We start from the raw sequence: 17,378 nt of genomic DNA on the forward strand, positions 1-17,378 counted from the left end.
CGGCCCCCCACCGGGCCCGCGCCTGGCCGGGGGGCGCGGCCCCCCCCCCACCCCCCCGGGGGGGGGGGCCCGCGCGCCGGCCGGGGGCCCGGCCGCCCGGCGGCCGACGCGCCGGACGGCGACGCCTCCGCGGGCGCATCACTCCCAGTCCACGACCGGCCCCGAACCCGAAGCGCGTTCGAGTCACCCGCCCCGGCCACCGGCTCCTACAACGGGTTGCCGACGCGAAACGAGCTCCACCACGGGATGCTCGCACACGAGAACCTGCGGCCCTCCAAGCCGAACCCACGCATTTTCGATCTTGTCCCGGCAGGCTCCGGCGTCTTTCGGGCGCAGCCTCTCCGCGGTCAGTCGGTGAGGGGGCGGGTGCCCTTGTAGCCGTCCGGGTCGATGCGGCGGAGCATCGCGCCGCAGATCTCCCCCAGCTGCTGGACCTGCGGTCCGGTGAGCGCGTCGAGCACGAGGTCGCGGACTCGCTCGACGTGGCCGGGCGCGGCTTCGACGACCTTGCGGTACCCGGCGTCGGTGAGCTCGGCGAGGTTGCTGCGGCCGTCGCGGTCCGAGCGGGCGCGGCGCACCCAGCCGTTCTTCTCCAGCCGGGCCACCACGTGCGAGACGCGGGACGGCGAGGCGCTGGCTCGGGCGGCGAGGTCGCTCATCCGCAGCGACCGGTCGGGGCGCTCGGAGAGCATCGCCATCACCCAGTAGCCGAAGTGCGTGACGCCGGAGTCGCGCTGCAGCTGGGAGTCGAGCGCGGGCGGCAGCAGGGTCATGAGCATCGCGAGCTGGCGCCATGCCTTCTGCTCTTCGTCGGTCAACCAGCGCGGCTCGTCCACCGGACCAGTCTGTCAGACCGGTTGAGTCGACCTGCGGCTTTGCCTATCCTAATATTTGAAGCTTCAATCAAAGGAGTCGGCGATGACCGCACCGCACCCCGGGCCGATGCCTGCCCTCTACCTCAGCCACGGAGCGCCACCGCTGGTCGACGACGAGCTGTGGACCGGCCAGCTGGCCGGGTGGAGCGCCGCCCTGCCGCGCCCGCGCGCCATCCTGGTGATCTCCGCGCACTGGGAGTCCGCGCCGCTGATGCTCGGTGCCACCGACACCGGGGCGCCGCTGACCTACGACTTCACCGGCTTCGCCGAGCGCTACTACCGCACCGAGTACCGCAGCCCGGGCGCCCCGGAGCTCGCCGCGCAGGTCGCCGCGCTGATGCCGGACGCCGAACCGGTCGCGCACCTGCCACGACGCGGGCTCGACCACGGGGCGTACGTCCCGCTGACCGTGATGTACCCGGACGCCGACGTCCCGGTACTGCAGATGTCGCTGCCCACCCTGGACCCGACCCGGCTGCTGGAGATCGGGCGCAGGCTCCGGCCGTTGCGCGACGACGGCGTGCTGATCATCGGCTCCGGGTTCACCACGCACGGGCTGCCGTTCCTCACCGACCCGAGCCCGCGCGCTGCCGCGCCCACCTGGTCGCAGGAGTTCGACCTGTGGGCCGGGGAGGCGCTGGCTCGCGGCGCCGTGGACGAGCTGGCCGCCTACGCCGACCACGCCCCCGGGATGCCGTACGCGCACCCGACGGCCGAGCACTTCGCGCCGTTGTTCGTCACCCTCGGTGCCGCGACCGACCCGGAGGCGCCGCCGGAACAGCTCATCGATGGCTACTGGATGGGCCTGGCCAAGCGCTCGTTCCAAGTGGCCTGACCGCCCGCGGCGAGATCGGCCGGTCCTCGGCGAGGCCGGGCCGGTCCGCAGCGAGGCCGGGCCGGTCCGCAGCGAGGCCGGGCCGGTCCGCAGCGAGGCCGGCCGGTCCGCGGCGAGCATCTGCCGAGCACGCCGGGAGAGAACGCCCGACGAGCGCCTCGGCACGACCTCAGCCCGCGTTGACGATCCGTTCCACCGGGATGCCGCAGCGCTCGGCGCGGGCGCACCCGTGGATCTGCCAGTCGAGCTGGCCCGGAGCGTGCGCGTCGGAGTCGATCGCGAACTGGCAGCCCAGCTCGAAGGCCCGCCCGAGCAACTCCATCGGCGGATCCAGCCGCTCCGGCCGCGAATTGATCTCGACGGCGACGCCGTGGTCGCGGCAGGCGCGGAACACCTCGTCCGGGTCGAACTCCGATGGCGGCCGCTTCGAGCGCAACCGGCCGGTGCAGTGCCCCAGCACGTCGACCTGCGGGTTCGCCACCGCCGCGCACAACCGGCGGGTCATCTCGCGGCGCGGCATCCGCAGCTTGGAGTGCACGCTCGCCACCACCACGTCCAGTTCGGCGAGCAGCCCGGGGTCCTGGTCCAGGCCACCGTCGTCGAGGATGTCGACCTCGATGCCGGGGCGGATGCGGAACGGGGCGAGTTCGGCGTTCAGCTCGGCCACCAGCTCCAGCTGGGCACGCAGCCGTTCGGCGCTCAGCCCGCGCGCGACGGTCAGCCGCGGCGAGTGGTCGGTGAGCGCGATCCACTCGTGGCCCAGGTCCCGCGCGGTGCGGGCCATCTCGGCGACGGGGCTGCCGCCGTCGGACCAGTCGGAGTGAGTGTGGCAGTCGCCGCGCACCCGGGCCCGCAGCTCGCGGCCCTCCTCCGGTTCGGGCGCGGCGGAACGCAGCCGCGCCAGGTAGTCCGGGGTGCGGTCGCGCACCGCCTGCTCGATGACGCCCGCGGTGGTGCGGCCGATGCCGGGCAGTTCGGTCAACCGGCCGTCGGCGGCGCGTCGTTCGAGGTCGTCGTGCTGGGCGACGACGTCGGCGGCGCGGCGGAACGCGCGCACCCGGAACGCGGGTTCGTCCGCGCGTTCCAGCAGGAACGCGATCTCCCGCAGCGCGGTACCGGGGTCCATCCCCCGTTGGTAGCCGGTCCTCGCCGCGGGCGCACTGCGGAGGGAGGATGCGCACGGGTCAGGACGGGAACGGGAGGCACGGTGGACGCGCGGCAGCTGGAGTACTTCGTCACGATCGTCGACGAGGGCGGGTTCCACCGGGCCGCGGAGCGCCTGCACGTCGCGCAGCCCTCGCTGTCGCAGGCGGTGCGGACGCTGGAGCGGGACGTGGGCGTGGCGCTGTTCCACCGGCTGGGCAGGCGGACGGTGCTCACCGAGGCGGGCCGCGCGATGCTCGAACCGGCGCGCCAAGTGCTGCGCGACCTGGACACGACGCGGGCGAGCGTCGAATCGGTGCAGGGCCTGCGGTCCGGTCGGGTGCAGCTGGCGGTGCTGCCGTCGCAGTCGGTGCAGCCGCTGACCGCGATGATCGGCCGGTTCCACGCGGAGTGCCCGGACGTGCTGGTGTCGGTGCAGCCCGCGTTCACCCCGTCGGACGCCGCCGACCTGGTGCGCGGTGGCCGCAGCGAGCTGGGGCTGATCGGGGCGGCGGAGGACTTCGCGCTGCCGGGACTGCGTTCCCGCCTGGTGGAGCGGCAGCGGTTCGTGGTGGTCACCGCGCCCGGCGGGCCGTGGGAGGCGGATCGCGCGGTGCTGCGCCGCGCGGACCTGGCGGGGCAGCGGGTGATCACCTCGCCGGAGGGGAACCGGATGCGGCACGTGGTGGACGAGATCATCGCGCAGGGCGTGGACCTGCGGATCGTGGTGGAGACCGCGCACCGGGAGGCGATCCTGCCGCTGGTGCTGGCCGGGACGGGCATCGCCGTGCTCACCGCGGGGTGGGCGGAGTTCGCGCGGGCCGCGGGCGCCCGCGTCCTGGACCTGGAGCCGGTGGCGGAGCTGCGGATCTCGCTGATCCACCGCCCGGCCCCGCTCACCCCGGCCGCGCAGCGCTTCCTGGACCTGGCGCTGGCCAGGGAGGAGCTCGGGCCGGCGAGCGAGGAACCGGCGCCGGGACGAGACGAACTGGGGAGATAGGCACCGCCTATCAAGCGGATGCGCAGCCGGTCTTGGACGCCGCCGCGAGATCCGCGTTGGATGGCGGCATGTCCAGCTACGAGATCGCGGTCCTGCCGGGTGACGGCATCGGTACCGAGGTGATGCCGGAGGCGCTGCGCGTGCTCGACGCGGTGCGCGCCGAGTACGGCACCGAGTTCCGCTACCGGCACTTCGACTGGAGTTGCGAGACCTACCGGGAGACGGGCCGGATGATGCCGGCGGACGGCATCGACCGGCTGCGCGACCACGATTCGATCCTGCTCGGCGCGGTCGGCTACCCGGGCGTGCCGGACCACGTGTCGCTGTGGGGCCTGCTGCTGCCGATCCGCCGGGAGTTCGACCAGTACGTGAACCTGCGGCCGGTGCGGCTGTTGCCGGGGGTGACGCCGCCGGTTCGGGACAAGGCGCCGGGCGACATCGACTTCTGGGTGGTGCGGGAGAACACCGAGGGCGAGTACTCACGGCTCGGCGGGCGCCAGGGCGAGGGCACCCCGGCGGAGATGGTGCTGCAGACGGCGGTGTTCACCCGGCACGGCACCGACCGGATCCTGCGCTACGCCTTCGAGTTCGCCGAGCGGATCGGGAAACCGCACGTCACGTCGGGGACGAAGTCGAACGGGATCTACCACTCGATGCCGTACTGGGACGAGCGGTTCCGGGCGATCGCGGCAGAGCACCCGCAGGTCGCGGTGGACCAGGACCACATCGACATCCTGTGCGCCCGGTTCGTGATGTCGCCGGAGCGGTTCGACGTGGTGGTGGCGAGCAACCTGTTCGGCGACATCCTCTCCGACCTGGGGCCGGGGGTGACCGGCACGATCGGCGTGGCGCCGTCGGGGAACATCAACCCGGAGCGGCGGTTCCCGTCGACGTTCGAGCCGGTGCACGGTTCGGCGCCGGACATCGCGGGGCGCGGGGTGGCGAATCCGATCGGGCAGATCTGGTCGGCGGCGATGATGCTGGACCACCTCGGCGAGCAGGACGCCGCCGCGGACGTGGTGCGGGCGATCGAGTCGGTGCTGGCGGCGGGCGCGGTGCGCACTCCGGACCTGGGTGGGTCGGCGAGCACCGCGGACCTCGGGAAGGCGATCGCCGCGGAGATCGGCGCGGCGTGACCGCGGCGGGCCGCGCACCTCGCGGGTGCGCGGCTCGCGCGTACGCGGCACGCGGGTCCGCGGCCGGGCGCGCGGCTCAGCCGGGGAAGTTGTGCTGGAGCCAGCCGGTGAGTTCCGCCCGCGCCGCGGCGAGCCGGTCGGGGGCGGGAGCGCCGGGGCCGTTGGCGATGAGCGCGACGTGCACCGCGCCCGGGTCGTCGGGCGCCGACAGCAGCAGCCGGGAGTCTTCGGTGCGGCGAACGGCGTCCGCGTCGAGGTCGGAGAGCACGGTGGTGGCGCGCTCGCCGAAGGTCGCGGGCAGGTGCAGCTCGGTCGGCGCGGTCCCCGGCCCGTCCCGCCACACGAGCGCGGGGGGCTGCCCGTCGCCGACGACCTCGCGCAGCGCGGGCAGTGCGGCGGGGATCCGGTTCCAGGTGAGGGTGGTGTCCCCGTCGCGGGAGCGGTCCTCGTAGCTGAACGCGAGCGTGCTGCCGTCCACCGCCCGCGGGTACAGCCGGTCCAGCACCCGGGGGTCGGCGCGCAGCCCGAGGGTGCCGGTGTCGTCGCGGTGCACGACGGAGAAGTCCTCGCCGTTCCACCCGTCGGCGTCGGTCCGCACCTTCTCCGGGTTCCCGTTCATCTCCTCGTGGTGCCTGTCGTGGTAGACGTCCCACTGCCACTGGGTTCCGGAGAGCACCGGCCCGGATTCGGCGGGCCGCTGCCACCAGTCGGCGCCGGGCAGCCGGGAGTCCATGCCCTGGTAGAGGCCTTTGAGGACGGTCGGGAACTTCTCGGCGGTGTTCCCGCCGAGCGGATGCCCGAACTCGGAGACGAACCCGGTGGTGCCGAGGTCGGCGGCGCGGTCCCGGATCTCGGCGAAGTCCGCGGAGTTCTCCCCGTCCCGGGCCTTCCCGTACAGCCCGGATTGGGCGAGGGCGTGGTAGAAGTGCGCGTTGAACACGTACCGGGTGCCGAGCGCGTCGAGCTCGGTGAACCCGCCGGGCTCCCGCACGAACGGCACGTTGTTGTTCCAGAACAGCGCGGGTTCGACGTAGGCAGGTTTGTCCTGCCAGCCGGCGCGGTCCATCGCGGCCCGGAACTCCTCGAAGAACGGCCACAGCAGGTCGCGTTCCCATTCGGCGGCGTCCTGGCCGTCGTCGAGTTCCCCGGCGTGCGGCTCGTTCATCGGGTCGAAGCCGAGGACGCGCTGGAACTGGGCCGGGGTGAGGTGGGTGGCCAGGTGGCGCAGCGTGATCTCGGCCTGGTCCAGGAACGCCTCCCGCACACCGACCAGGCCTGCTTCCGTGGGGATGCGGCGGTCGTGCCAGAAGTCGGCCTTGGCCTGTTTCACCGCCTGGTTGTTCATCATGTTCTGCCCCCAGTGGACGCAGATCCCGCAGCTCTCCGGCGGGTAGTCGCCGCCGTCGACGACCCAGTCCGGTGCGCCGTCGCCGGTGTACCAGCTGTCAGGCCGGAACAGGTGCCGGGAGTAGAGGTCCTGGTGGTAGTCGGGCAGCACCCAGAACCCGGCGTCGGCGAACGCGGCGATCTGCTCGGTGACCTGGCGCAGGTAGTCGTGGTCGATGCGGTCCGGGGCGGGCTGCACCCGTTCCCAGGACAGCAGGAAGCGGACGGCGTTGGCGCCGGTGCTCTCGCGCAGCGCGGTGGCCGATTCGCGGGCGTCCGCGGTGTCGGCGAAGGGCAGGTTGCCGTTCTCGGCGAGCTTGACCTCGCCGGAGATGTTGAAGCCGCGCAGCACGACCTCCCGGCCGTGCCCGTCGCGGTAGGACGCTCCGTTCGCGGACGGCACGAGGGTGAGGGTGCGGGCGGCGGCGTCGGCGGGCGCCGCGGCGCCGGGCGGGTCCGCGGGCGCTGCGGCACCGGGGACGTCCGCGGGCGCTGCGGCACCGGGGACGTCCGCGGGCGCTGCGGCGCCGGGGACGTCGGCGAGTGCATCGGCGCGGGGTACGTCGAGTGCTGCGGCGCGGGCGACCTCGGCGGGCGGCGGTGCGGCGTGCGCGAGCGGGAGCGGGAACGCGACCAGCGACAGCGCGCAGGCGGCGCCGAGCGAGCGGATCATGCGCCACAAGCTACGAACCGGGCGGTCCACCCACAACCATGAAACGTGAACAGCGTTCATCTTTCATTCGTTCGGCGCAATGCGCACCGACCCGCGCCCGCGAGCACCCGCGACCCCGGTTCCCGGTACCGGGACCACGGCGCCTACGCTGGACGTTTCCGGCCTCGTCAGTCCCCCGAGCGGGGCCGGAATCCCCGACCCCCGGAATCCCGAACCGCTGGACCCACCATGAGCACCGGACCGGAACCTCGGCACCAGCACGGCGTCGACCACTTCGACGCGACCTTCGCCCGCGACCTCGTCTGGGCGCAGCGGCTGCGCGAACAGCTCGCCGAGCTCCCCACCACCGACGACGAGCGCTGATCAGGCTCCCGGGCCGGGCCCCGGTCCCGGGTCGAGCCCGAGCTGCTCGGCCAGCAGCCGCAGCAACCGCTCCGCGTCCACCGGTTTCGTCACGCACTCGGTCGCCCCGGCTTCGAGGCTGCGCTCCCGGTCCCCCGGCATCGCCTTCGCCGTCACCGCGATGATCGGCAGGCCCCGGTGCCGCGGGATCCGCCGGATGGTTCGGATCGTGGAATCCCCGTCGAGCTCCGGCATCATCACGTCCATCAGCACGATCGCCACGTCCTCGTTCTCCTGCAGCGCACCGAGCCCGGCGATCCCGTTGTCCGCGTGCACCACCCGCAGGCCGCGCTGCTCCAGCAGGGCGGTGAGCGCGTAGACGCTGCGCGGGTCGTCGTCGACCACCAGCACCCGCTGGCCGGTGAACCGCGGCACCGCGTCGCGCCCCTCGCCGGGTTCCGCGCCGGTGAGCTCGCCGAACGAGGCGGTGGATTCCCAGTCCAGCAGCGGTGGATCGATGCCTTCGGCGGCCACGTCGAAGTGCACCTCCGCGCTGCTCGGGGCGAGCTCGGCCACCGGCGGGGCGGTGAGCCCGGCGATCGCCGCCGGAGGCGCGGGGTCGTCCTCGGCGTCCGGCTCGGCATCGGGGCCTTCCGGCGGCAGCAGCAGGGTGAACGTGCTGCCGCGGCCCGGTTCGCTGTCCACGGCGAGCCGCCCGCCGAGCAGCGCGGTCAGCTCCCGGCTGATCGACAGGCCCAGCCCGGTGCCGCCGAACTCGCGCACGATCGTCCCGTCGCCCTGCTGGAACGCCTCGAAGATCCGGCCGAGCTTGCCCGCGGGCACCCCGATCCCGGTGTCCGCGACCGAGAACGCGACCTGCCCGGAGCCGCGGTCCCGGTCGATGCGCAACCGCACCGAGCCGCGTTCGGTGAACTTCACCGCGTTCGACAGCAGGTTGCGCAGGATCTGCTCCAGCCTGCTCTGGTCGGTGCGGATCGTCGCGGGCACCGAATCCCCCGCCACGGCGGTGAATTCGAGCCCCTTGTCCTCGGCGACCGGCCGGTACTGGGCGTCCAGGTGCCGGACCAGTTCGGCGGTCGGCACGTCCTCCGGCAGCACCGTCATCCGCCCCGCCTCCACTTTGGACAGATCCAGCACGTCGTTGATCAGCGCCAGCAGGTCGCTGCCCGCGGCGTGGATGGTGCGGGCCAGGTCCACCTGCTGCGAGGTGAGGTTGCCGTCGACGTTGTCGGCGAGCAGCTTCGCCAGCAGCAGCGAGCTGTTCAGCGGGGTGCGCAGCTCGTGCGACATGTTCGCCAGGAACTCCGACTTGTACGCCGAGGCCTGGGAGAGCTCGCCCGCGCGTTCCTCCAGCTGCTGGCGGGCCTGCTCGATCTCGCTGTTCTTGATCTCGATGTCCCGGTTGCGGGCGGCCAGCTGCTCGGCCTTCTCGGCGAGTTCCGAGTTGGAGCGCTGCAGCTCGTTCTGCTGCTGCTCCAGCTGCTCGGACCGGGCCCGCAGCTCGCGGGCGAGGCGCTGCGATTCGGCCAGCAGTTCCTCGGTGCGGGTGTTGGCGAGGATCGTGTTGACCTCCACCCCGATGGTCTCCTGCAGCCGTTGCAGCAGGTCCAGGTGCAGCGCGCTGAACTCGTGCACCGAGGCCAGTTCCAGCACGGCCAGCACCTCGTCCTCGAACAGCACCGGCACCACGACCACGCCGACCGGTTTCGCCGCGCCCAGCCCGGAGCTGATCCGCAGGTACTCCGGCGGGGTTTCGCGCACCAGGATCGTGGTGCGGTCCGCGGCGGCCTGCCCGACCAGCGACTGCCCCAGCTCGAAGCGCTCCGGGGTGCCCGCGTGCGGGAGCCCGTAGGCGGCGGTGCGGGTCAGCTCCGGCGCACCGTCCGAACCGGGCAGCGCCAGGTAGAACGCGCCGTACTGCGCGGAGACCAGCGGCACCAGCTCGGTCATGATCAGCGAGGCGAGGGAGTGCAGCTCGGCGCGGCCGCGCATCAGGCCGGACAGCCGGGTGAGGTGGGTCTTGAGCCAGTCCTGCTCCTCGTTGGTGCGGGTGGTCTCGGCCAGGTTCGAGATCATCGCGTTGATGTCGTCCTTGAGCTCGGCGACCTCGCCGCTGGCCTCCACGGTGATCTGCCGGGTGAGGTCACCGCTGGTGACGGCGTTGGCGACCCCGGCGATGGCCCGGACCTGGGTGGTGAGGTTCCCGGCGAGCCGGTTCACGCTCTCGGTGAGCCGCCGCCAGGTGCCGGAGACGTCGGCGACCTCCGCCTGGCCGCCGAGCTTGCCCTCGGTGCCGACCTCGCGGGCCACCCGCGTCACCTCGGAGGCGAACCCGGACAGCTGATCCACCATCGTGTTGATCGTGGTCTTGAGCTCCAGGATCTCGCCCTGCGCGTCCACGTCGATCTTCTTGGACAGGTCTCCCCCGGCGACGGCGGTGGTGACCTGGGCGATGTTGCGCACCTGGTTGGTCAGGTTGCGGGCCATCAGGTTGACGTTGTCGGTGAGGTCCTTCCACGTCCCGGCGACGCCCGGCACCCGCGCCTGCCCGCCGAGGATGCCTTCGGTGCCGACCTCGCGGGCCACCAGGGTGACCTGCTCGGCGAAGGAACCGAGGGTCTCGACCATGCCGTTGATCGTCGCGGCCAGCGCGGCGACCTCGCCCTTGGTCTCCACGGTGATCTTCTTGGACAGGTCGCCGCCCGCGACCGCGGAGGCGACGGCGGCGATGTTGCGGACCTGCGCGGTGAGGTTGTCGGCCATCAGGTTGACGTTGTCGGTGAGGTCCTTCCAGGTGCCGCCGACGCCCGGCACCCGCGCCTGCCCGCCGAGCTTGCCCTCGGTACCGACCTCCCGGGAGACGCGGGTGACCTCGTCGGCGAACGCGGAGAGCTGGTCCACCATCGTGTTCAGCGTGTTCTTCAGCTCCAGGATCTCGCCGCGCGCGTCCACGTCGATCTTCTGGCTGAGGTCGCCGCGCGCCACCGCCGCGGCGACCTGCGAGATGTTGCGGACCTGCGCGGTGAGGTTGTCGGCCATCAGGTTCACCGAGTCGGTCAGCCCGCGCCACGTCCCGGCCACGCCGGGCACCTGCGCCTGACCGCCGAGCCTGCCCTCGCTGCCGACCTCCCGGGCCACCCGCGTCACCTCGGAGGCGAACAGCGACAGCTGGTCGAGCAGGTCGTTGAACCGGGAGGCGACGTCGCCGAGCCCGCCGGGCAGCCGCTCCCCGGAGCGGCGCGGCATCCGCTGCGACAGGTCCCCGGCGGCGACGGCGCCGAGGACGCGGCTGAGCTCGCCGACGGGCCGCAGCAGCGAGTCCAGCAGTTCCTCGACGGCCCGTTCGGCCTCCCGCCAGCCGCCGGTGCCGCCGAACGCGGCCGCCGGGCGCGGCCACTCCCCGCGCGACGCCGAGCCGGTGACCCGGCGCAGTTCGGCGATGAGCCGCTGGTTGCGCTCGGCGAGGTCGTTGAACGCCGCGGCCAGCTCCGCGTCCGGGCCGGCGACCGCGAGCCTGCGGCGGAAGTTGCCGTCCCGCAGGTCCCGCAGACCGGCGAGCAGCCGCTCCCGCCCGGGGTCGGCGGTCACCGGGTCATCCCTTGCCGCGCGCGCCGCGATCCAGCCGCAGCTCGGTGGCCAGCACGGCGGCCTCGCTGCGGTGGCGCATCGCCAGCTTCGCCAGCATCTGCGACACGTAGTTCTTGATGGTCTTCTCGGCGAGGTACATCCGCTGCGAGATCTCGCGGTTGGTGAGTCCTTCGCCGATGAGCTCCAGCACCTCCCGCTCCCGCGAGGTCAGCTCGCGCAGCGGGTCGGCGCGCTCCTGCTCGCGGCGCAGCCAGGACAGCATCGCCTCGGTCTTCTTCGGGCTCAGCAGCGAGCGGCCGGAGCCGACGGTGCGCAGCGCGCTGAGCAGCTCCTCGCTCACCACGCCCTTGAGCACGAAGCCCGACGCCCCGGCCAGGATCGCGTCCAGCAGCGCCTCGTGGTCGTCGAACGAGGTGAGCATCAGGCACCGCAGGCCCGGCTGCCGCGATCGCAGTTCCCGGCACAGCTCCACGCCGTTGCCGTCGGGCAGCCGCACGTCGAGCACCGCCACGTCCGGGTCGTGCTGCGGCACCAGCGCCAGCGCCTCGGTCGCGGACGCCGCCTCGCCGATCAGCTCCAGTTCGGGGTCGGATTTCACCAGGGCCGCCACACCCCGCCGGATCACCTCGTGGTCGTCGACCACGAACACGCGCATCGCCATCTCGCTCGCCGGCCTCCCTCGTGGATCACCGCGGACACCAGGGCACCGACCAGGATAGGCACGAGCGGGCGTTATGCGCCCGGGGCGGAGTGGCGTCGATCTCGCAGTTCGAGCGGGGAAACGGGGACGACCGCGGTGCCGCCCAGCCCCGGGCTGAGGCGGCGGGCGTACCAGGACAGCTGGCACTGCTCGCGGCAGAAGTCGTCGGACGGGCTGGAGGACGGGATCGGTTCGCGGCAACTCGCACAGGTCATCATCGCTGCACCGCCTCCTCTGGAGGGCACCGTGGCAAGGTTCGTGCACCCCAGTGCACCCCCCGGTTGTTCCACCTGGGTTGCGCCCAGGTCACGGAACGGCGCCCACGGCGGTGCGGCGAACGGCGCAGCGCGGCCTCAGCCGTCCCGCATGAGGCGGTCGAAGGCGGCGTTGGCGTGCGCCCACTCGGCGGTGAGCACCGCGTCGCGGTCCTCGGCCGCGGTGGTGACGACGAAGCCGGGTTCGGCGACGCGGCGGCGCAGCTGGACGAGGTGCCCGGCGGCGGACCGCCCCAGCCGTTCGCCGTTGTCCCGCGGGACGCTCTGCCCGGGTGCGAGTTCGGTGGTGTCGGTGTCGGCCATGGTTCCGTTGTAGCCACCCTCGCGACTCGTCGCAGGACAGCGGCGAGGCGCGTGCGGCGACGGCGCGGCAGTGGTGCGCTGGGGGCGGCAGAGGTGACCGGGACGCCGGACCTCGGGACGACGACGCGAACGAGGAGCGACGGATGGCAGCCGAAGAGGTCGACGTGGTCGTGATCGGCATGGGGCCCGGTGGGGAGGACGTCGCCGGGCGCCTGGCCACGGCGGGGCTGGACGTGGTGGCCGTGGAGGCCCGGCTGGTCGGCGGCGAGTGCCCGTACTACGCGTGCATCCCGACCAAGATGATGGTGCGCGGCGCGGACGCGCTCGGCGAGGCCCGCCGGGTGCCGGAACTGGCCGGTTCCGCGACGGTGCGGCCCGACTTCACCCCGGTCGCGGACCGGATCCGGGACGAGGCCACGACCGGCTGGGACGACGCGGCCGCGGTGCAGCGGTTCGAGAAGACCGGCGGCCGGTTGGTGCGCGGCCGCGGCCGCATCACCGCTCCCGGCGAGGTGACGGTGACCGGCGGCGCGCAGCCGCGGACCTTCCACGCGCGCCGGGGGATCGTGCTCAACCCGGGCACCGAGCCGGTGGTGCCGCCCGTGGAGGGTCTCGCGGGCACGCCCTACTGGACGAACCGGGAGGCGGTGGCGGCGCGGGAGGCGCCGGATTCGCTGCTGGTGCTCGGCGCGGGGCCGGTGGGACTGGAGTTCACCCAGGTCTTCGCCCGGTTCGGCAGCGCCGTCACCCTCGTCGACAACGGGCAACGCGTGCTCGGCCCGGCCGAACCGGAGGCCTCCGCGGTGCTGGAGCGGGTGCTGCGTGCCGAGGGAGTCGACGTGCGCACCGGAACGGCGGTGCGGCGCGTCTCGCACGACGGGGACCTGTTCCGCGTCGAGTTCGACGGGGGCGAGCCGGTGCGGGTGCGGCGGCTGCTGGTGGCGACCGGGCGGCGCACCGACCTGGCGGAGCTCGGCGTCGGCGCGGTCGGGCTCGACGAGAACGCCCGCACGATCCCGGTGGACGGGCGGTTGCGCGCCGCCGACGGGGTGTGGGCGATCGGTGACGTCACCGGGCACGGCGCGTTCACCCACGTCTCCGTACACCAGGCGCCGATCGCGGCGGCCGACCTGCTCGGCACCGGTGGTCCCGCGGCCGACTACCGGGCGGTGCCGTCGGTGACGTTCACCGATCCGGAGGTGGGCATGGTCGGGCTCACCGAATCCGCCGCGCTGGAGCGGGGGTTCCGAGTGCGCACCGGCATCGCGCAGCTCCCCGCCACGCCGCGCGGCTTCATCCACGGCCCCGGCAACGACGGTCTGGTCAAGGTGGTGGCCGACGCGGACCGGGACGTGCTGGTCGGGGCGACGGCGGTGGCCCCCGGCGGCGGTGAGGTGCTGGGGGCGCTGTCGGTGGCGGTGCACGCGGAGGTGCCGCTGGCGGTGCTGCGGCAGCAGATCTGGGCCTACCCGACGTTCCACCGGGCCATCTCGGCGGCGCTGGAGGACCTCGGCACCGGCTGAGCGGGAGGTTTGAGCGGGGCCCGCACCGGGGAGGCCGCCAGGTGGAACCGATGTTCGGAGGCCCCGTTGACCTACGTGATCACCGAACCGTGCGTGGACGTGCTGGACCGCTCCTGCGTGGACGAGTGCCCGGTGGACTGCATCTACGAAGGCGGCCGGATGCTCTACATCCATCCGGACGAGTGCATCGACTGCGGCGCCTGCGAACCCGTCTGCCCGGTGGAGGCGATCTACTACGAGGACGACGTGCCGGACGAGCAGGCCGCCTACACGCAGGCGAACGCGGAGTTCTTCACCGAGCTCGGTTCGCCGGGCGGCGCGGCCTCGGTCGGCAAGGTGGACCGGGACGTCCCGCCGATCTCCGACCTCCCGCCGATGGCCTGACCCGGGTGGCCGCCCGGGGACGTCAGGGGGCGAGTTCGCGGCGGAGGTCGCGCTTGAGGACCTTGCCGGTGCTGGTGCGCGGCAGCGGCCCGGTGCGCAGGTGCACCTTCTCGGGCACCTTGAACGCGGCGAGGCGTTCGCCGACGTGGGCGCGGAGCTCGTCCGCCCCGGCCTTCGCGCCGTCGTGCAGCCGGACCACGGCGGCGACCTGCTCGCCGAGCTCGCGGTGCGGCACGCCGACCACGGCGGCGTCGGCGACGTCGGGGTGCTCGAACAGCGCGGCCTCCACTTCGGCGCAGTAGACGTTCTCGCCGCCGCGGATGACGATGTCCTTGATCCGGTCCACCACGTGCACCCGCCCGTCGGTGCGGTGCCCGAGGTCGCCGGTGCGGAACCAGCCGTCGCTGAACGCGGCCGCGGTGGACTCCGGGTCGTTCCAGTAGCCGCGCACCACGTTGGGCCCGCGGAACCAGAGCTCACCGATCTCGCCGTCGGGCAGGTCCTGCTCGGTGCCGGGGTCGACGACGCGCAGCTGAGCGCCGGGGACGCAGCGGCCGACGCTGTCGGGGTGCTCGACGTACTCGGGCCCGGTGTTGTTCACCACCGCCGAGGTGGTCTCGGTGAGCCCGTAGCCGTTGCCGGGAGCGACGTCCGGGGCGAACGCGGTGTGCACCAGCCCCACCAGGTCCGGCGGGATCGGCGCTCCGCCCATGTTCACCACTTCCACGGTGGACAGGTCGCCGTCGGCGTGCCGGGCGAGGTCGCGCAGCACGGTGGGCACGCCGGCCAGCGTGGTGAGCCGTTCCTGCCGCACCAGGTCGATGGCCTCGTCGGCGTCCCAGCGGTACAGGGTGGCGATCTTCGCCCCGGCGAGGGTCGCCGAGCACATCCCGGACAGGCCGGCGATGTGGAAGATCGGGAAGGTGAGCAGCACCCCGATCCGCGCGTCGGGGCCGGGTTCCACACCGGCGGCGAGCTGCCCGGCACGGCGGCCGAGCGCCATGTTCCACAGGTTCGTGCAGTGGTTGCGGTGGCTGGCGACGGCGCCCTTGGGGCGTCCGGTGGTGCCGGAGGTGTACATGATGGTCGCGTCGTCGTCCGGTGCCACCACCACGTCCGGCAGCGAGTCCACCGGATCGAGGCCGGTGAGCAGGTCCGCCCAGCAGCGCACCCCTTCGGGCGGGCCGTCCCCGCGCACCTGCACGACGTCGAGGTCGCCGAAGTCGGGGGCGAGCTCGGCGACCCGTTCGGCGTCGGCGAACAGCACGCGCGCCCCGGAATCGGCCAGCGCGTAGCGCAGTTCCGGCGCGGTCCACCACGCGTTCAGCGGTACCGCGACGAGTCCGGCGGCCTGCACGGCCCAGAAGATCGGCGCCCACTCCGGGTAGTTGCGCATCGCGATCGCGACCCGGTCGCCCGGGTCGAGGCCGAAGTCGGCGCGCAGGCTCCGGGCCAGCCCGGCGGCGGTCCGCAGGTGTTCGGCGTAGCTCCAGCGCTGCTCGCCGAACACCAGGTAGTCGGCGTCGCCGTGGGCGGCGGTGCTGATCAGCACGTCGCGGAGGGTCTGCGGTCCGGTCGCGTAGACCCGCATCGGGATGCCGCGGACCTCGGCGTCGACCAGTTCGAACTCGCCGCCCGGTCCGGTCAGGCCTGCCAGCAACCGCTCCCGATCCGCCATGCCGCGACTCCTCCCCGGTCCACGCCGACCGGTCGATTCCACGATCGGATCCAGTCTGCGGTACCGGACGGTCTCGGGACCAGCCCCCGAACCGCCGCCGCGCCGGGCACCTCCGGACGAACGGGACGAGCACGGCCGGGGCTCCGGTGGCGCGGGTTCGCAGCGGTTCCCCCGCGAGGACGGCGATGTCGCCGCGCCTGGCCCTGCGGCAGAAATCGCGGCCGCACCGGGGGAACGGGCAGCGGGGGAACCGCTCACCCCGGTGCCGCGCGGCGGAAGCGGGCGGGACGGGCGGTGGGACCTCAGACCAGCTCCAGGATCGTCGCGTTGGCCTGGCCGCCTCCTTCGCACATGGTCTGCAACCCGTACCGCGTTCCGGTGTCCCGCAGGTGGTGGACCAGGGTGGTCATGATCCGCGCGCCGCTGGCGCCGAGGGGGTGGCCGAGGGCGATGGCGCCGCCGAGCGGGTTGAGGGTCTTCGGGTCGGCGCCGATCTCGGCGAGCCAGGCGAGCGGGACGGGCGCGAAGGCCTCGTTGACTTCGAAGGCGCCGATCCGGTCGAGCTCGATCCCGCTGCGCCGCAAGGCCTTGCGGGTGGCGGGGATGGGCGCGGTGAGCATGATGACCGGGTCGTCCCCGGCGAGCGAGGCGGTGTGCACGCGGGCGAGGGGGCGGAGTCCGAGCTGCGCGGCCTTCTCGCTGGTGGTCATGAGCAGCGCGGCGGAACCATCGCTGATCTGGGAGCTGTTGGCGGCGGTGATGACGCCGTCCTCGCGGAAGGCCGGCTTGAGCCCGGCGAGCTTGTCGGTGGTGCCGCCGCGGCGGATGCCCTCGTCGCGGTCGACGACGGTGCCGTCGGGTGCGGTGATGGGCAGGATCTGGCCGTCGAAGGCGCCGGAGTCCTGCGCGGCGGCGGCCTTCTCGTGCGAGGCGAGGCTGAACTCGTCGAGCCGGGTGCGGCTGAACCCCCAGCGTTCGGCGATCATCTCGGCGCCGATGCCCTGGTTCGGCGGGTCGCCCAGGTAGCGGTCGAGCAGTCGGGTCCCGAAGGGGTCGGCGCCCTGGGCGGCGCTGCCCATCGGGACGCGGCTCATGGATTCGACGCCGCCCGCGATGACGACGTCGTAGTGCCCGGCGATGAGCCCGGCGGCGGCGAAGTGCGCGGACTGCTGCGAGGAGCCGCACTGGCGGTCGACGGTGACGCCGGTGACGGTGTCGGGCCAGCCCGCGGCGAGCACGGCGTTGCGGGCGATGTCGAGGGTCTGCTCGCCGACCTGGCCGACGCAGCCCCAGATGACGTCGTCGACTTCGCCGGGGTCGAGGCCGGCCCGGCCGACGAGCCCTTCGAGGACCTGGGCGGACAGGTCGACGGGGTGCACTCCGGACAGCGCGCCACCGCGCTTGCCGACGGGGGTGCGGACGGCTTCCACGATCACCGCGTCACGCATGGTGTTCCTCCCACCGAGAAAAACGGTCAACTCTGACCGTCAACGAGATCGACCGGCTCCGCGTGACG

14 protein-coding genes are annotated in these 17,378 nt (G+C 73.4%); 6 read left to right on the forward strand and 8 right to left on the reverse strand.

Annotated features, from left to right (window positions below):
- Positions 1-347: 347 nt before the first annotated feature.
- Positions 348-836, reverse strand: a complete 489-nt coding sequence (locus LCD33_RS22130; protein WP_224959852.1) for a MarR family winged helix-turn-helix transcriptional regulator — start codon at positions 834-836, stop codon at positions 348-350.
- 82 nt (positions 837-918) lie between these two features.
- Here LCD33_RS22130 and LCD33_RS22135 point away from each other — a divergent pair, with 82 nt between their 5' ends.
- Complete coding sequence (locus tag LCD33_RS22135) at positions 919-1,710, forward strand: dioxygenase (RefSeq protein ID WP_224978234.1); 792 nt, start codon at positions 919-921, stop codon at positions 1,708-1,710.
- Positions 1,711-1,879: 169 nt separating this feature from the next.
- Here the strand turns inward: LCD33_RS22135 and LCD33_RS22140 are convergent, their stop codons facing one another.
- A complete protein-coding gene (locus LCD33_RS22140; RefSeq protein WP_224959850.1) occupies positions 1,880-2,836 on the reverse strand; it encodes a PHP domain-containing protein in 957 nt (318 codons plus the stop codon).
- 81 nt (positions 2,837-2,917) lie between these two features.
- On the opposite strand from LCD33_RS22140, the gene LCD33_RS22145 reads away from it, so the two are divergent.
- Positions 2,918-3,853, forward strand: coding sequence for a LysR family transcriptional regulator (locus LCD33_RS22145; RefSeq protein WP_224978235.1), 936 nt, complete (start codon positions 2,918-2,920; stop codon positions 3,851-3,853).
- Positions 3,854-3,921: 68 nt separating this feature from the next.
- The gene (locus LCD33_RS22150) at positions 3,922-4,989 is read left to right on the forward strand and encodes a tartrate dehydrogenase (RefSeq protein WP_224959848.1); all 1,068 of its coding nucleotides are present in this window, start codon (positions 3,922-3,924) and stop codon (positions 4,987-4,989) included.
- Between the two features lie 76 nt (positions 4,990-5,065).
- Here the strand turns inward: LCD33_RS22150 and LCD33_RS22155 are convergent, their stop codons facing one another.
- Positions 5,066-7,048 (reverse strand): cellulase family glycosylhydrolase, encoded by a 1,983-nt coding sequence (locus tag LCD33_RS22155; protein WP_224978236.1) that lies wholly within the window; start codon positions 7,046-7,048, stop codon positions 5,066-5,068.
- Between the two features lie 228 nt (positions 7,049-7,276).
- On the opposite strand from LCD33_RS22155, the gene LCD33_RS29055 reads away from it, so the two are divergent.
- Positions 7,277-7,411, forward strand: coding sequence for a hypothetical protein (locus LCD33_RS29055; protein ID WP_255615664.1), 135 nt, complete (start codon positions 7,277-7,279; stop codon positions 7,409-7,411).
- Here LCD33_RS29055 and LCD33_RS22160 read toward each other — a convergent pair whose 3' ends face one another.
- From LCD33_RS22160 to LCD33_RS22170, 3 genes are all read right to left on the reverse strand, one after another.
- A complete protein-coding gene (locus LCD33_RS22160) occupies positions 7,412-11,029 on the reverse strand; it encodes a HAMP domain-containing protein (RefSeq protein WP_374108145.1) in 3,618 nt (1,205 codons plus the stop codon). It abuts the gene before it with no gap.
- Positions 11,004-11,660: a response regulator transcription factor gene (locus LCD33_RS22165; RefSeq protein ID WP_224959844.1), complete on the reverse strand. Its 657-nt coding sequence runs from the start codon at positions 11,658-11,660 to the stop codon at positions 11,004-11,006. Before LCD33_RS22165 ends, LCD33_RS22160 begins: the two co-directional genes overlap by 26 nt.
- 392 nt (positions 11,661-12,052) lie before the next feature.
- Entirely contained in the window at positions 12,053-12,277 is a 225-nt protein-coding gene (locus tag LCD33_RS22170) for a hypothetical protein (protein ID WP_224959843.1), read from the reverse strand.
- A 143-nt stretch (positions 12,278-12,420) separates the two neighbouring features.
- On the opposite strand from LCD33_RS22170, the gene LCD33_RS22175 reads away from it, so the two are divergent.
- Positions 12,421-13,800 carry an NAD(P)/FAD-dependent oxidoreductase gene (locus LCD33_RS22175; RefSeq protein ID WP_224959842.1) on the forward strand — a complete coding sequence of 460 codons (1,380 nt, stop codon included), beginning with the start codon at positions 12,421-12,423 and terminating at the stop codon, positions 13,798-13,800.
- Between the two features lie 66 nt (positions 13,801-13,866).
- Positions 13,867-14,184: a ferredoxin gene (fdxA, locus tag LCD33_RS22180; RefSeq protein WP_224959841.1), complete on the forward strand. Its 318-nt coding sequence runs from the start codon at positions 13,867-13,869 to the stop codon at positions 14,182-14,184.
- 22 nt (positions 14,185-14,206) lie between these two features.
- Here the strand turns inward: fdxA and LCD33_RS22185 are convergent, their stop codons facing one another.
- Together LCD33_RS22185 and LCD33_RS22190 are read right to left on the reverse strand one after the other, a co-directional pair.
- Positions 14,207-15,862: a class I adenylate-forming enzyme family protein gene (locus LCD33_RS22185; protein ID WP_224966886.1), complete on the reverse strand. Its 1,656-nt coding sequence runs from the start codon at positions 15,860-15,862 to the stop codon at positions 14,207-14,209.
- A gap of 302 nt (positions 15,863-16,164) precedes the next feature.
- Positions 16,165-17,310 (reverse strand): thiolase family protein, encoded by a 1,146-nt coding sequence (locus LCD33_RS22190; RefSeq protein WP_224959839.1) that lies wholly within the window; start codon positions 17,308-17,310, stop codon positions 16,165-16,167.
- Between the last annotated feature and the right edge of the window lie 68 nt (positions 17,311-17,378).

The sequence above is a fragment of the Saccharopolyspora sp. 7B genome (assembly GCF_020177435.1).
Classification (GTDB): Bacteria; Actinomycetota; Actinomycetes; order Mycobacteriales; family Pseudonocardiaceae; genus Saccharopolyspora_C; species Saccharopolyspora_C gregorii.

What these genes read in the sequence shown, in the direction of transcription:
- LCD33_RS22135 (WP_224978234.1), top strand. Translation starts at nt 919, where the DNA reads ATGACCGCACCGCACCCCGGGCCGATGCCTGCCCTCTACCTCAGCCAC.
- LCD33_RS22165 (WP_224959844.1), bottom strand. Translation starts at nt 11,660, where the DNA reads ATGGCGATGCGCGTGTTCGTGGTCGACGACCACGAGGTGATCCGGCGG.
- LCD33_RS22140 (WP_224959850.1), bottom strand. Translation starts at nt 2,836, where the DNA reads ATGGACCCCGGTACCGCGCTGCGGGAGATCGCGTTCCTGCTGGAACGC.
- LCD33_RS22170 (WP_224959843.1), bottom strand. Translation starts at nt 12,277, where the DNA reads ATGGCCGACACCGACACCACCGAACTCGCACCCGGGCAGAGCGTCCCG.
- LCD33_RS22155 (WP_224978236.1), bottom strand. Translation starts at nt 7,048, where the DNA reads ATGATCCGCTCGCTCGGCGCCGCCTGCGCGCTGTCGCTGGTCGCGTTC.
- LCD33_RS22185 (WP_224966886.1), bottom strand. Translation starts at nt 15,862, where the DNA reads ATGGCGGATCGGGAGCGGTTGCTGGCAGGCCTGACCGGACCGGGCGGC.
- LCD33_RS22150 (WP_224959848.1), top strand. Translation starts at nt 3,922, where the DNA reads ATGTCCAGCTACGAGATCGCGGTCCTGCCGGGTGACGGCATCGGTACC.
- LCD33_RS22190 (WP_224959839.1), bottom strand. Translation starts at nt 17,310, where the DNA reads ATGCGTGACGCGGTGATCGTGGAAGCCGTCCGCACCCCCGTCGGCAAG.
- LCD33_RS22175 (WP_224959842.1), top strand. Translation starts at nt 12,421, where the DNA reads ATGGCAGCCGAAGAGGTCGACGTGGTCGTGATCGGCATGGGGCCCGGT.
- LCD33_RS29055 (WP_255615664.1), top strand. Translation starts at nt 7,277, where the DNA reads ATGAGCACCGGACCGGAACCTCGGCACCAGCACGGCGTCGACCACTTC.